The following is a 14179-nucleotide window of genomic DNA, read 5'->3' on the forward strand; positions in this document are numbered from 1 at the left end:
CCGAGTTCGACTCGATTCTGCTTCTATGGTAGCACGGTTTTGGAGGAAAGATAAAGATACCACGCGCCTATGAGTTTCAGGCGCTTATTTAGAAGCTCCACGACCCCTAAAACTCCAATCTTGAACGCGTTCAAGATTGGAGTCTTGATGGGCCGGTCGGTGGAGAACCGACCGGCCTTAGCCGTCACGCGGCGTCTTTCGGGCCCCAGGGGATGACGGCCTGCAGGGACAGATCGTCCTGGTTCGCGGCCTTGCCGAGGTTGGCGTTGAAGCCGTGGTCGCGGATGGTCAGCGTGTAGTAGTCGGCGCCGGTCTCCTTGTTCTGCTTCTTCCAGATGCCGCCGCACTCGACCAGCTTGCCGCGCGGGGAGCGGCCGAGGACGCGGTGCGTGGGGGCCATGGGGTTCGAGCTCGCGACGGGCTCAACCGTGATGTCGAGGTCGAAGGTAAGGGTCGAGATGGAGCCTGTGCCCTTGGCAGTTTCGATGTCGGCGCTGGTGAATTTGATGCAGTTCGTGGTCATTGCTCTTCTCCTTGTTTGCGTTGCAATGATGGTCACCTTGCAGCTGGCAAAGGCCCGGCCACACCGAAGGCGAAGCGCAGCGGAGAGGGGCGGGCGCCGGTCTTTTTGGTCCGCGAGGAATGACCCGCGGGGTCAGGGGAAAAAGATCGGCGACAACCTTTGTGGACGGGACGACAGCTGCGACCAGCATGTCATGCAACTCAGACATCGGGAGAAGTGCCCTGGCCACGAAAGAAACTGGGTGAGCAGCCGAGGGAGATGCCGCACAAAGCCGTCAGATCACAAATCGATGGCAACGGCAGGGCGTTCGCCCATCCTTCCGTGGCATCAAAGGAGCGTTTGCGTCCGCATTCGGAGATGCAGGCGTCCAGATACCATCGAGTTGCCAGGCACTCATCCGCTCTGGTGCCCAACACATGGCCAGACCTGGCTCTGAGATGCTTCGCGTGTCGCTGTTATCCTCAGACCAATGGACGTGTCCTGAGCCAGAGATCAAAACGAGGTCATAGCGCGCTCAACAACTCGATTGCATATGCCAGTGGTAACGCTCGAATGTCCTTCGCGACGGGGACCTCATGCTCACCGGCATAGACCAGGAGCTTTCGGTTGGCTCCAATGTCCTCGGCCCCTGTGTGAAATCCTCTCGAAACCTTTGGTGCAGTCGTTCGTTTGATCTCAACAGCCCAGATGTCACCGCTTGGCAAACGCAAAACCAAGTCGAGTTCAGCACCGGCCGAAGTGCGATAGAAGAAAGGTTCGGTGCCTAAAGGGGCGGCAGCAAGAAGCGCCTCGATACAGAACCCCTCCCAACTGCCACCGACGACCGGATGCCCGAGCAAGCCCTCTGTCGTGCCGATGCCCAACAGCGCATGCACGATCCCGCTGTCTCTCACATAGACCTTTGGCGATTTCACCAGACGCTTGCCGACATTCTCGTGCCAGGGCTGCAGGCGTCTCACCAGCATGAGATCGACGAGCAGATCGAGGTAGCGCCCAACGGTCTGGCCGGACACGCCCAATCCCTCGGCAAGGGCAGCGGCGTTCAGAAGGCCGCCCTGGACATGCGCAAGCATCGTCCAGAACCGCCGCAAGGTCGCTGCCGGAATCCGAGGCCCAAGGGCAGGGATGTCTCGCTCCAGATAGGTGCGCAGGAAATCCAGACGCCAGTCCATACTTGCCCGATCGCTCGCGGCCTGAAAGCTGTCGGGAAAGCCGCCGCGCAGCCAGAGCAAGTTCAATTGATCCGCCCCCACCTCGTCAGGCTGCAAGGGAGGCATTTCAACATATCGAACACGACCGGCGAGGGATTCCGCTGTTTGGTGCAAGAGGATATTGGAAGCCGATCCCAAGAGCAGGAACTGCCCCGTCCGAAATCCGGCCCGCCGACGCTGATCGATCTGGCCGCGCAAGGTCTTGAAGAGGTCAGGCATCTGCTGCACCTCGTCGAGGATGACGAGTTTGCCCGCCTGTTCGTCCAGATAGAGATCTGGTTCAGTCAGGATTTGCCTGTCCGCCTCACGCTCAAGGTCGAGATAGACGGATGGGCGCTCTGATGCGATGTCGAGTGCAAGTGTTGTCTTTCCGACCTGTCGGGGGCCGAGCAGGACCACAGCCGCTTGGCTCTCCAAGGAAGACTGCACGAATTTTTGGGTCTTGCGTTTGTACATACCTTGCAATTACTCCACGCCACGGAAGATTTGCAAGGTTAATCTTACCTGCGGCTATAGCTAGTTGCTCAAGCCGAAGTATCTTACTACCGCGGCAAAACAGCCGTGGCCAAGGAGCATTGACGCAAAATGAGTGCATTCAAATCTGTATCCAAGGGCCTGGAAGAGGCTCTCGCCTTCGCGAATAGCGACTTGGCAAGCGCGAAGGTGCATGAAGTTTCCGTTGCTGAGGTCGATGTCGCCCAAGTCCGGCAACGGACTGGCCTGTCCCAGGCAGAGTTTGCAAAGAGCATTGGCGTCGCGAAAGGCACGCTCCTGAACTGGGAACACGGGCGTCGGCAACCGACAGGCCCGGCACAGGTTCTGTTGGCACTGATCGCAAAGAAGCCTTCTGTCGTGCAGGATCTCTTGCGCGGCGCGAGAACCGGGGCCTAAGCCCCGATCCTCTTGATACGAATGCCGAGCTTGCGGGCCTTGTCGACGATGTTCTCGGTGATGCCCGAACCGGGGGTTGCGATCAGCCCTTGGGGCATGGTCTCGAGCATCTTGTCGTTGCGCTTGAAGGGGGCGGCCTTGCCGTGGCTCTTCCAGTCGGGTTTGAAGACCACCTGGGTGACCCCACGGGTATCTGCCCAACGGGCCGCGATCATTTCTGCACCTTTGGGCGTACCGCCGTGCAGCAGCACCATGTCGGGATATTTCGCATGGGTGGCATCGAGGACGGACCAGATCAGATCGTAGGCGTGATAATCCCCGCCCGAGAAAGCGATCCGCGTGCCTTCGGGGCAGTGTACCTCGGTCTCCTTGCGGCGCTTGGCCGAGAGATAGGCCCGGCTGTCCACCACGGCGGAGGTGAGACCGCGATGGGAGACCTTTGATCCGGTGCGGGGCAGCCAGGGTGAACCGGTGGCGGCCGAGAAGTGGTCCACGGCCAGGTCGCGCATCTGCTCGAAGGCGTCGCGATGGTCCCAGAGTTTAAGCCCGATCATCTGGAGGCGCTCCAGCTCGACCGAGGCGACCTCGGAGCCGTCCTGGACCGCCAGACTTTCCCGGACCTCGAATTCGTTGTCGTCGAGAAGTTTCTGGATATGGGCAAGCCGGCGATGGAAGATCGAGGTGAGGGACCAAAGCATCTCTTCGAGATTGTCCTCCAACTGGCTGCCGGTGAGGAGGCCGATGGTGGTGTCGAAAAGCGTCGCCATGGCGAGCTCGACCTCGTCGGGCTGGGGCAGGGGGCGATGATCGCTCTCACCGGGTCCCGGTGTTGCGCCGTGCAATGCGAGGTGGTCGAGGATGGCGGAGGTCACGCCGGTCTCCTCGAAGGTGTCTGTCTGATGGGGCATTGTCTGGTTCCTCTGATTGATCTGACCCGATTTGGATGGGGCGATAACAGGACCGGCGGCGATCGGGCCGCATCCGTCAGGATCGGAGCAAAGCGGAGAATGCGCCCAGGGCCGGAAAATTGTTCCCGCGAGGAATGGCCCGAAGGGGCAGGGGAATTTTCTGGTTCGGGGCGCATTGCTGCCCGGGCGAGGGGCACTCAGCCCCGACCCGCCGGTCCATCGCTCCCCTTATCCAAACGGGATCAGATCGAACTCGCGGAACCTTTGCCCTGTCGGGCGTCACTTAGGGGGCTGGCGCTCACCCGCCCTCGATCTCCAGACCTTGTGCTTTCATGGCCTCAAGCAACGACCGGCGCAGCGCATCTCTGCCAAATGCATGCAGATCGTCGTTGAAATCGCCCATGGCCGGCACGAGCTCACCACAGGCAATTCCAAGCGATTTCAGCTTGTTACGTAATCTCCTTGATGCATTGCGTCCAGCGTCATCGTTATCCCGCGCAATCCAGATACGCTTGACGCCCGGTGGCGGGATGAAGAGGCCGAGATGGGTTGCCGTGAGACAGGACGCGAGGTCGAACTCCGGGAGAGCCGTGCCGACCGAGAGGGTATTCTCGAGCCCTTCGCCGACGATGAGATCCGAGCGACCCGCGCCGGCCCAGAAGCGGATGGCATGGCCGTGCAGCTGCCCAAGGATCCGTTTGGGACTCTCGATCGTGGCCAACCCGTCGGTAGACGGGTCGAGATAGACCCGCGCGCATCCGGTGATCTGGCCCCGTTTGTCGGTGATCTTTGCGAGCAGGGCAGGGGCCCTTTGCGGCGGATCGGCGTCGTCCGTGCCGTGCCGCAGGAAGACCCGTGGGTGATAACGGAGGGCGGGTCCAAGCCGTGTGATCCCGCGCCCCTGAAGATAGGTGGCGGCCAGGGTGCCGAGCACCGGCTTGCCAGCGGCGAAAAGTCTCCGCGCCCGCGCGATGCGTTTCCCGGAAGCTGCATTCGGGGGCTCAGGGTTTCGCGTAGCATGCAGGGTGGCAGGGCAGGGGGCCTCGCCGAGGAACGACCGGACCTCCCTCAGCGTCTCCTTGAGCGTGACCGATCCGAGCCGTTCGTGCAGCAGGTCGATCAAATCGCCATACTGCCCTGTCGCGTAATCGGTCCAGGACCCGGCCTTGCGCCCGCCTTCCGCCTGCAGTCGGATCGCGAGACTCTGGCCCTTTGCGCCAGAGGTGTCGCCGACCTGCCAATAATTGCCCTGCTTGTGCCCCTCGGGAAAATAGTGGCGGCAGAAACTCTCGGCCCGGTCTGCCAGATCGGCCGAGAGGTCTGCGATGCTGCGCCGCGCGCTCATGCGGCGGCATCCGCGCCGCTTGCGCCAACTGGATGATCGGCAAGGACACACGCCAGGTCGGCACGGGTGGCGGCACTGATCCCATGGCGGCGGATTGCACTAGCGCGGTCGGATGCGCCGCTGCGCCGTCGATCCGGATCGCCTGCAGGTCGTAGGCCTCGTAGACCGTGTCCTGGAGCGCCCCGTCGGGTTCGCTCCAGGCTTTCGGCAGGTAGTCGAGCGGGGCCGTTTCGATATCGTCAAAGGGATGTTTGGCGCGTTCCTCGGCGAGCGCACGGGTTTCCTTGCGGGCGGCGTTGCGCAGGGCGTGGAGGTTGGTGCGGGTCGGCTGAGACGGGACCGACAGGGCAGACGGGGTGGGGCAGGGCGGGGGGCTGCGTCGCTCCGGGCAGTTAGTCAGAACTGACGCGAGGAGATCGGCCGTTGTTGCGCAGATAGGATGATAGGCGGCCTCGATTTCGTCCGCTGCCGTTTCTTGTTCGCCGACCGTGCGCTTGTCGATCACGGTCAGCCGCGTGTCGATCGTGGTGCCATGTCGCGCAAAGACCTTGCCATCGATGGCGGCAGAAAACACCACCTTGGCGCTCTGGTTGATCCGCTGAAACGTCGACTGGAAGGATTTCGTCGAGGGTCGGAAGCTCTCGCCAGTGATGACGACAAGACGCCCGCCCGGCGAAAGGCGTGCCAGGGCGGACAGAACGTGCTGGCTGGTGGCCTGCCGGAACTTGCCCTCGACATGGTTCGCAGCCGAAAACGGCGGGTTCATCACGATGACCGTGGGCGTGATTGACCGATCCAGACGGTCGTCGATCGATGCGGCATCGTGGTCTGAGACAACGGCATCGGGGAACAGATGTCCCAGCAGGGCGCGGCGGGTCTCAGCGAGCTCGTTCAGCGCCAGGCGCGCGCCTGCGATCCGGGCGAAGATCGCCAGCATGCCGGTGCCGGCCGAGGGCTCGAGCACCAGGTCGTCTTCCCGAAACCCCGCCGCCTGCGCGACGATGGCCGCAAGCGGTAGAGGGGTCGAAAATTGTTGCAGTCGGACACTGTCTTCAGAGCGCCGCGTGTGGGACGGTGCCAGCCCGGCGAGGCGCTCGATCATGGTGAGGAAGGCCTGCAGTGAGGCGGCCTGGCGCTGCATCAATGCGCCGTAGCGCGAAAGCATCAGGATCTGCGCGACTTCTGCCGCTTCGTAGGCGTCCTTCCAGACCCAGGCACCGCTGGTGTCGCCGGCGCCGGAAGCATCCTCCATCGCCGCGCGAAGTCCGGCGGCGTCGATGGGTCGGCCAGCCTCGAACTGCGGGACGAGGGTTCTTGCAGCCTGGATCAGGTTGTGGGCGAAGCGCGAGGCTTCCGGGCGGGCAGGGGCCTCGGGCTCGGGCGCAAGCGGGGCGGAATGGGGGTGAGCGTTCATCGGCAATCTCCGGGGTTGAGGGTTGGCCCCAAGCCCCGCGCGCACTCTCTCGCCCGGGAGGGGTCACCCCTCCTGCCCTGCCTCTCGCTCTTTCATGGGAGTGCTGATCTCCGCCCTGCAGCGGAAACTTGTCCCCAGAATCTGGGGATGGGTCTGTGGGCGCTGTCGCGGTAGCCCTTGTCAGCTTGACGTATTACCAGCTCGCCTACGATTTGGGCGGTTTGCGGCTTGCGCATCCGATAAGGGTGCGCCCCTTCGACCAAGCAGCGGCCGACTACCCACCTACAAATTTCAGGAAGAGCTCTGAAAAAGAAAAAGGCGGCATCCGGGAGGAGGTGGATGCCGCCGTTTAGCTTAGATCGGCTCAGGGAGGAGGAGAGAACCGATCACATTCGAAACATAGTGGTCATGCTGCGACCGCACAATAGCCGGGTCATGATATTTCTGCATTGCAGCAATGCGAGGCCGATTGGGATTGCCGCAAGAAAAGGAGCGTATGCCACCTGTGCCGGTTCCTAAGGGTGAGCCTGCGCCTGAGCGGCAGCGGACTGACGTGTTTGACCCGGCGACGGTGTGGGCACCGCCTCCCGCGCCTTGGGCAAACAACCCGTCTCATAGTCGCCGACGAACCCCCAGCAGGCGTCTACTTCCTCGCCATCCCGCTCGATGACATAGCCGTAAACCCGTCCGCCGAGATAGGCATCGTAGGTGACGATTTCGCCGCGCAGGATGTCTTCAGCCTTTTCACGCAGCGCCTTGGTGACACGTTTCACACCGAACTCTTTCCGGACTGCTTCTCTGGTCGCGTAGACGAAGCCGACCTGGCCGGAGTCCCACGGGCAGTGGAATCCGATGGTGTTCATGGCGAGCCCGGAATGATCATAGAGAAACACGGGTAAACCCCGAGCTCCTGGAGCGCCTCGCCATCGAGAAGCTGCAGACTGCGGCCAAACCTTTCGAGGCGCAGTGGAAATGGGTCGAGGTGCATCTTTCGGTGGACTACGGCGCGTTTCGCAGTTTCGGGCGGGTCTATCCGCAGGATATTGAACCTGATCCGGACTTGCTGGCTGAAGAAGAGCGTTTCATCGCGCGGGAAGAAGAACTGGCGGCGCAGAATGACGGTGAGGATTGGACCGATGCAGAGACGGAAGAATACTACACCATCGAGCCGCGCCTGCGCGAGATCGAGGCCCTGCAGCGCGAACGGCAGCCCTTTGCCGATGAGGATCGCGCAATCGCGGGAGTTGTGCTGACCATCGGTCACGATGGGGCGATTCGGGTCGAGAAGGGCCTGGTCCGCCCCGAGGATATTCCCGCGGCGCCGGAACCCGAAGAGACCACTGCAGATGCGGATGGAGCCCCCTGCCCTGCCCGCCCACACGTAACGCCGCCGACCTCGTCATCGCCTGTACCGACCTCCGACCCGGCGGCGACTTTGCGCAAGGCGGATGGAATTTCGGCGAGCCTCGCGGATGATCTTCGCGCGACACGCCAGCACATCCTGCGGGCGCATCTGGCGGCGGATTTTGAGGTGGCGTTCGATGCGATGCTCTACGCGCTTTGCGAACAGGCCCTCGGGCGGTCCTACAACAATGAGGCGCTCGATATCTCTATCCGGCCCTTCCAGACGCAAAACCGCGAGGTGCTTCATGAGGGCACTGTTGCCCAGAAGATGCTCGAGGCGCTGGAACAGGACCTCGCCACCGACTGGATGACCCTGGAGAAACCAGAGGACTTCCGGGCGATGTCGGCGCTGCCTCTTGCCGACAAGCAGCCGCTTTTCGCCTGGGCGACGGGTCTCGCGGTCAAACCGCAGCTCTCCACCGACAATCGTCCCTCCCCGATCATCGAGGAGATTGGCGCGCGGCTCGACGTCGATGTGGCGGCCTGCTGGCGCCCGACCGCGCAAAACTACTGGGGTCGGGTCAACAAGGGCCACGCGGTGGCAACGGCGCGCAAGCTGATCGGCGAGGACTACGCCGAGGATCGCAATCGCGAGCGCAAGGGCGATATCGCGGCCGCGATGAGAGCTGCAGCGCCTCGGTTCGCTGCCTCGCCCCGCGCAAACCGCCGGGGTTCAAACGCGCGACCGAGAACCTCAATTTCAACCTGGTCGATCGGACGGCTGAGAAGAGCGGCGACGCGGCGGCTTGAAGCCGCCCAAAAAGAAAACTCCGGGGCGGCCTCGCGTAACGGTCGCCCTCCCCTTCCCACAATTCCAAAGGACTGAAGACATGACACAAGCGACTGATTTCTATGCGCAGATGCTCGAATCGCAGAGACGTGCAGCCGAGCAACGGGTCGAAACCCGCGCGGCCCTCCTCGCCGAGCTGCGTGCGCTCGGCGTGACGAGCATCGAGGTGCAATACGAAGGCTACGGCGATTCCGGTAATGTCGAGGATATCGTCGTGACGCCCGACACGATCACCCTGACCGAGGAGTTGCGGCGCCGGGTCGAAGATTTCGGATGGGATTTTGCCTATGCGCTGAGTCCCGGTTTTGAGAACAACGAAGGTGGCTATGGCGAACTGACCTGGGCGCTCGAGGCGGACAAGATCGATGTCAGCCACTCGAACCGCTATATCGCGTCTGAGACTACCGAACACGAGGGGCTCTGACATGGCACATCCCCTCCACCACGCCGAAAGCTCGGCCCAAAAATTCGGCGGCGTTCCAGATGACTATCAGTTCGTGCATGACTGGTTCGACTCATCCAAAGAGCACCTCGCGATTTTCACCCACCGAGCACATCGGCATCACACGCTTGGGATTTTCGAAGCCGAGCGGCTGTTCGGGCGCAGCCTGACCAACAGTGCGGGCCGGGTCGTACCGATCCGCTGGATCGGCGAACAGCATGTGCGCGAAGACTGCCAGGGGCGCATCCCGTCGTTGGCGGACTGGCTCGCCCGCATTCAGCCGGAGCCGTGGATGGCCAATGGCCGGATAGACAACGAGCTGACGCAGATCGGCAGCGATCCACGCGCGGCCTGGATCGAGGCGGTGGCCAATCACCAGACCATTCTCGGGTTTGAGGATTGGCTTCTCAAGGTCTCGGTCGAGCACGTTCAGCATCGCCAGAACCGCGCCGCCGCCTGATCCGCCGGGCGGCAAACTCACCAACCACCTGACCACGTCGCAATCGACCCGACTGCGCCTTAATCGGCCTGGCGGGTCGATTTCGTTTCAAGAAAGGACATCGACATGCACGACCCCGTCTTTGAGGAGGCCTACCAAGGTCATACCATCAAGATCTACCATGACCCGGATGCTGAAAGCCCACGGGAGTGGTCCAACCTCGGCACATTGATCTGCTGGCATCGATGCTATCGGCTGGGTGACAGCCATCAGTTCGAAAGCCCCGAGGCGTTCCTGCGCGATCTTGCCGATGTTTCGGATCAGAGCGACCTTTCAATGGACCAGCTGCGCGAGCGCGCCGAACGCAAGTCCGTCCTTTTTCCATATGGGCGCTGGCACGATCATCGAAGAGATCGCGGAGCAGAACGCCGCCCGCGGCCTCATAGGCCTCGATGCCGACAAAGCGCCCAAGGGCCGAGTTGGCCGAATGCGCGGTCTCGGTCAACTGGCGTTTGATGCTCTGCGGATGGATGTGATAGCCGCCCTTCACCGCGTTCCAGACCGCCAGTTGACGATCGTGATCGTCGGTCAGCGTGAAGGCCATAACGCATTCAACGGTCAGATCGCCAGCACGAAACTGTTCGATGATTTCGGGCGCAACGCGGGCGAGTTTGAGACGCCGCCGCACCAAGTCGATGGAGACGCCGAACTTCAGCGCGATCTCGTCTTCGCTGCGACCCTCGGCAATCATCTTGTCGAAGGCCTCGAACTGGTCGGCCGGATGCATCGCCGCGCGCTGGAGGTTCTCCGTGGCGGAGGTGAGGATGGCATTGCGCTCGTCTTCGACGAGGCAGGGCACCGGATGATCTGCGCGAATGGCACCGTCCTCGGCGAGCTGCTTCAACGCCTTTAGGCGACGACCGCCGGCATCGACGGCGAAGCGCGTGTTTGACAACGCGTGAACCACCAGGTTCTGCTTGATGCCAGTTTCGCGAATGCTTGCGAGAAGCTCGGCGTCGTCGCTGGCGCTCGCCGCCACCTTGCGAACGTTGAGCGGGCTGGGCTCCAGCTGGTCGAGCGGGATCAGACGGTTGTCGGCGGCAGCGGCAGGCGTTGCCGATCCGGCGGCCTTGGCTTTCTTTGAGATGGAGGGTTTCGGTCGAGTAGCGGTCTTGGCCATAGTCAGGATCCTTGTCGCGCCGGACCCGGATGAGACTCTCTCTATCCTTTCAAGCCCGGCACCCGGGCTTCCCTTTCTCTGGCTCTTTGTGATTTTCGCATTACAGGTGGATTCCCTTTAGTATCCTTACCCTATCACTATCAATCCTCAGACCGCCTCGAGAGCAATAGCTATCCCCTGTCCGACGCCGATACACATGGTTGAGAGCGATTTTTCTCCGGGTTTCAGGTCCAGCATGGCGGTTCCGGTAATGCGGGCGCCGGACATGCCGAGTGGGTGACCGATTGCAATCGCCCCTCCGTTCGGGTTTACGCGCGGGTCGTCATCGGCGATGCCGAGATCACGAAGGGTCGCAAGCCCTTGGGACGCAAAGGCCTCGTTGAGTTCGATGACGGCAAAGTCTTTTTGGTTAAGACCCAGGCGCGCCATCAGCTTTTTCGAAGCCGGGGCTGGGCCAAAGCCCATGATCCGCGGTGCAACACCGGACGTTGCCCCGCCCAACACTTTGGCAATCGGGGTCAGACCGTATTTCTCGGCCGCCTCTTTGGTGGCGAGAATGAGCGCTGCCGCTCCGTCATTGACGCCAGAGGCATTGCCCGCAGTCACGGAACCATCCGCTTTGACAAAGGTTTTGAGTTTTTGCAGGGCTTCCAGCGTCGTGGACGGGCGCGGGTGTTCATCTTCAGCGATCACAATCGGATCGCCTTTGCGCTGCGGGATCACCACCGGGGTGATCTCTTTGGCGAGACGGCCATTGGCCATCGCAGCGCCCGCCTTTTGCTGCGACCGCAGAGCGAAGAGGTCCTGATCCTCGCGGGAGATGTTGAAATCTTCCGCAACATTCTCGGCGGTTTCCGGCATGGAATCCACGCCGTATTGGGCCTTCATCAATTTGTTGACGAAACGCCAGCCAATCGTGGTGTCATGCACCTCATTGGCGCGGGAGAATGCAGTGGTTGGCTTCGGCATCACGAACGGCGCGCGCGACATGCTCTCGACGCCGCCGGCGATGATCAGATCGGCTTCCCCGGCTTTGATGGCGCGAGCCGCGGTGATCACAGCATCCATGCCAGAGCCGCAGAGCCGGTTCATCGTCGTGCCTGGCACGGTCTCCGGGTAGCCCGCCAGCAACAAGGACATGCGTGCCACGTTGCGGTTATCCTCGCCCGCCTGGTTGGCGCAGCCGAAGATCACGTCGTCAATCGCCGTCAAGTCCATCGACGGGTTGCGTTCCGCCAAGGCTTTCAGGGGAATCGCGCCCAGATCGTCGGCCCGCACGGAAGATAGCGCGCCGCCGTAACGGCCCACGGGGGTGCGGATATAGTCGCAGATATAAACGTCGGTCATCACAGGTCCTCCGGGACAATAAGATCGAGAACGTTGCCGTCGGTGTGGAGTGTCGCGCCCGTCACCGCTTGCAGCGCTTCCATGGAAATCCCCGGAAGTTTCTCCCGCAGGATGAACTTGCCGCCTTCGATGTCGATTACCGCCAGAGAGGTGTAGACACGGGTCACACAAGCCACGCCGGTGAGCGGGAAGGTGCAGGTCTCGACCAGTTTCGGTCCGCCATCCTTGGTGATGTGGTCGGTGACCACCGCCACACGTTTTGCGCCATGAACCAGATCCATCGCGCCGCCGACGGCGGGAACGCCCTTGGTGCCGACGCGCCAGTTGGCAAGGTCGCCGTTCTGCGCGACCTGATAGGCACCCAGCACCGCGAGGTCCAAATGACCGCCACGAACCATGGAGAAACTGTCGGCATGATGGAAGAACGATGCGCCGGGCTTCAGCGTGATCGCTTTCTTGCCGGCGTTGATCAGATCCCAGTCCTCTTCGCCGGGGGCAGGGGCCTCGCCAAAACCCAGAACGCCGTTCTCGGTGTGATAGGTGACGTCGCGGCCTTCCGGTTGGAACTTGGCGATCATCTCCGGGAAGCCAATGCCGAGGTTCACATAGGAGCCGTCCTCGATGTCCTGGGCGGCGCGCCATGCGATTTGAGCGTTGGAAAGCCTGTCTTCCATTATGTTAAAATCGGACATCAGTGGACCACTCCCGTGCGCACGAGCACTTCTTCCTGTTGAGGTTCCGCCACTTCGACAATGGCGTCGACGAAGATGCCCGGGGTGGTGACCTGCTGGGGGTCGATCGACCCCGGCTCACCCAGCTCAGACACCTGCGCAATAGTTTTCGTGGCGGCCATGGCCATCAGCGGGTTAAAGTTTCGACCTGCCATGCGGTAGGTCATGTTGCCCACCGTGTCGCCTTGCTGGCCCTTGATCAGCGCGAAATCGGCCTTCAGCCAGCGCTCGCGCACATACATCTTGCCTTCGAATTCTTCGGTCGGCTTGCCCTCGGCCAGCTCGGTGCCGAACGACGTCGGTGTGTAAAACGCCGGGATTCCCGCGCCCGCGGCGCGGATGCGTTCGGCGAGCGTGCCTTGGGGGATCAGTTCCAACTCGATTTCGCCGGCGAGGAACTTCTCGTTGAAGGCTTCGGCGTTCGAGCTGCGCGGGAAGGAGCAGATCATTTTCCGGACCATACCCGCCTTGATCATCGCGGCGATACCGATGAAGCCATTGCCCGCGTTGTTGTTGATCACCGTGATGTTCTTCGGGCTGCCGGTGACGCGATACCGGTCGATCAGCGCGTGGATCAGTTCGATCGGCGCGCCGGACCCACCAAAACCGCCGATCATGACGGTCGCCCCGTCAGGGATCTCCGTGACCGCATCGGCCACGGAAGAGATAGTCTTGTCCATGATAGCCTCCAAATGTTGGGAATGGCCTAGGCGCATCTAAGAACAAACGCGAGTCATTTTGTGCGCATGTTGACATTTGTTCGTATCATATGATTTCTCGTACGCATGATGAACAAATCCACCGATACGATCTCGTCATTGGCAAAGGGGCTCCGGGTGATCGAGTGCTTCGGGGCGGAGACACCCAAACTCTCGATCAGTGACGTGTCGGCAAAAACCGGTTTGGACCGCGCTACGTCACGACGCTGCCTCCTGACCCTCCACAAAGAGGGCTACGCCGATTACGACGGGAAATTCTTCACGTTGACGCATCGAGCTCTCCGGCTCGGCATGGGAGCCATCGCCTCCCTGCAGCTTCCTGAGATCGTTCAGCCATGGCTTGATCAACTGACCGAGCAGATCGGTCAAAGCTGTTCTGTGGCAATCCTGGACGGGACAGAGATCGTCTACCTGGCCCGCGCCGCGCAAAGGCGTGTAATGTCCATCGGGCTGATGCCAGGGTCCCGCCTTCCGGCACATTGTACCTCGATGGGGCGCATTCTGCTGGGTGCACAGCCAATCGAAAAGGCGCGCAGCATCGTCGAAGCCTCGGACCTGTCCCCATGTACAAGCTATAGCCTGACCGACCCGGACGAGATCCTGGAACGGATCGAACTGGCGCGAGAGCTGGGCTATGCCGTCGTCGATCAGGAGGTGGAAATCGGGTTGCGTTCTATCGCCGTACCCGTGCTGAACGTTCGAGGGGCCGTGGTGGCGGCATTGAACACCGGGATGGCCGCGACGCACCGGGACGCACAGGAGATGGTCGAGACATACCTGCCGGCACTTCTCAAAGTTCAGGCGGGGATAGCACGTGTTCTCACGTAAAGCTTCT

15 protein-coding genes are annotated in these 14179 nt (G+C 61.8%); 5 read left to right on the top strand and 10 right to left on the bottom strand.

What is annotated here, in order from left to right:
* Positions 1-184: 184 nt before the first annotated feature.
* Positions 185-523 (bottom strand): DUF736 domain-containing protein, encoded by a 339-nt coding sequence (locus tag AC13C2_RS00445; RefSeq protein ID WP_482885586.1) that lies wholly within the window; start codon positions 521-523, stop codon positions 185-187.
* Between the two features lie 503 nt (positions 524-1026).
* Entirely contained in the window at positions 1027-2190 is a 1164-nt protein-coding gene (locus AC13C2_RS00450) for an ATP-binding protein (protein WP_482885587.1), read from the bottom strand.
* Between the two features lie 129 nt (positions 2191-2319).
* Here AC13C2_RS00450 and AC13C2_RS00455 point away from each other — a divergent pair, with 129 nt between their 5' ends.
* Complete coding sequence (locus tag AC13C2_RS00455) at positions 2320-2625, top strand: helix-turn-helix domain-containing protein (RefSeq protein WP_482885588.1); 306 nt, start codon at positions 2320-2322, stop codon at positions 2623-2625.
* Here AC13C2_RS00455 and AC13C2_RS00460 read toward each other — a convergent pair.
* The 4 genes from AC13C2_RS00460 to AC13C2_RS00475 all read right to left on the bottom strand — a co-directional run bounded on the left by AC13C2_RS00460 (position 2622) and on the right by AC13C2_RS00475 (position 7185).
* Positions 2622-3533, bottom strand: coding sequence for a DUF2493 domain-containing protein (locus AC13C2_RS00460; RefSeq protein ID WP_482885589.1), 912 nt, complete (start codon positions 3531-3533; stop codon positions 2622-2624). The genes AC13C2_RS00455 and AC13C2_RS00460 overlap by 4 nt on opposite strands.
* A 298-nt stretch (positions 3534-3831) precedes the next feature.
* Positions 3832-4653 (bottom strand): DUF7146 domain-containing protein, encoded by an 822-nt coding sequence (locus AC13C2_RS00465; RefSeq protein ID WP_482885638.1) that lies wholly within the window; start codon positions 4651-4653, stop codon positions 3832-3834.
* Complete coding sequence (locus tag AC13C2_RS00470; RefSeq protein ID WP_482885590.1) at positions 4535-6130, bottom strand: hypothetical protein; 1596 nt, start codon at positions 6128-6130, stop codon at positions 4535-4537. The genes AC13C2_RS00465 and AC13C2_RS00470 overlap by 119 nt, the downstream gene beginning before the upstream one ends.
* 677 nt (positions 6131-6807) lie before the next feature.
* Positions 6808-7185: a hypothetical protein gene (locus AC13C2_RS00475; protein ID WP_482885591.1), complete on the bottom strand. Its 378-nt coding sequence runs from the start codon at positions 7183-7185 to the stop codon at positions 6808-6810.
* A 167-nt stretch (positions 7186-7352) separates the two neighbouring features.
* Here AC13C2_RS00475 and AC13C2_RS00480 point away from each other — a divergent pair, with 167 nt between their 5' ends.
* The 3 genes from AC13C2_RS00480 to AC13C2_RS00490 are packed head-to-tail and all read left to right on the top strand — an operon-like array spanning position 7353 to position 9388.
* On the top strand, positions 7353-8522 hold the full coding sequence (locus AC13C2_RS00480; RefSeq protein ID WP_482885592.1) for a hypothetical protein: 1170 nt from the start codon (positions 7353-7355) through the stop codon (positions 8520-8522).
* 4 nt (positions 8523-8526) lie between these two features.
* Positions 8527-8910 carry a DUF6878 family protein gene (locus tag AC13C2_RS00485; RefSeq protein ID WP_482885593.1) on the top strand — a complete coding sequence of 128 codons (384 nt, stop codon included), beginning with the start codon at positions 8527-8529 and terminating at the stop codon, positions 8908-8910.
* Position 8911: 1 nt separating this feature from the next.
* Positions 8912-9388, top strand: a complete 477-nt coding sequence (locus AC13C2_RS00490) for a DUF6915 family protein (protein ID WP_482885594.1) — start codon at positions 8912-8914, stop codon at positions 9386-9388.
* 148 nt (positions 9389-9536) lie between these two features.
* On the opposite strand, the gene AC13C2_RS00495 is transcribed toward AC13C2_RS00490, so the two are convergent.
* From AC13C2_RS00495 to AC13C2_RS00510, 4 genes are all read right to left on the bottom strand, one after another.
* Complete coding sequence (locus AC13C2_RS00495; RefSeq protein WP_482885595.1) at positions 9537-10547, bottom strand: ParB/RepB/Spo0J family partition protein; 1011 nt, start codon at positions 10545-10547, stop codon at positions 9537-9539.
* Between the two features lie 147 nt (positions 10548-10694).
* A complete protein-coding gene (pcaF, locus tag AC13C2_RS00500; protein ID WP_482885596.1) occupies positions 10695-11894 on the bottom strand; it encodes a 3-oxoadipyl-CoA thiolase in 1200 nt (399 codons plus the stop codon).
* Entirely contained in the window at positions 11894-12586 is a 693-nt protein-coding gene (locus AC13C2_RS00505; protein ID WP_482885597.1) for a 3-oxoacid CoA-transferase subunit B, read from the bottom strand. Before AC13C2_RS00505 ends, pcaF begins: the two co-directional genes overlap by 1 nt.
* Positions 12586-13305 carry a 3-oxoacid CoA-transferase subunit A gene (locus tag AC13C2_RS00510; RefSeq protein WP_482885598.1) on the bottom strand — a complete coding sequence of 240 codons (720 nt, stop codon included), beginning with the start codon at positions 13303-13305 and terminating at the stop codon, positions 12586-12588. Before AC13C2_RS00510 ends, AC13C2_RS00505 begins: the two co-directional genes overlap by 1 nt.
* Positions 13306-13410: 105 nt before the next feature.
* Here AC13C2_RS00510 and AC13C2_RS00515 point away from each other — a divergent pair, with 105 nt between their 5' ends.
* On the top strand, positions 13411-14172 hold the full coding sequence (locus AC13C2_RS00515) for an IclR family transcriptional regulator domain-containing protein (RefSeq protein ID WP_482885599.1): 762 nt from the start codon (positions 13411-13413) through the stop codon (positions 14170-14172).
* Positions 14173-14179: the final 7 nt, after the last annotated feature.

This window comes from Jannaschia sp. L-14R (genome assembly GCF_056857695.1).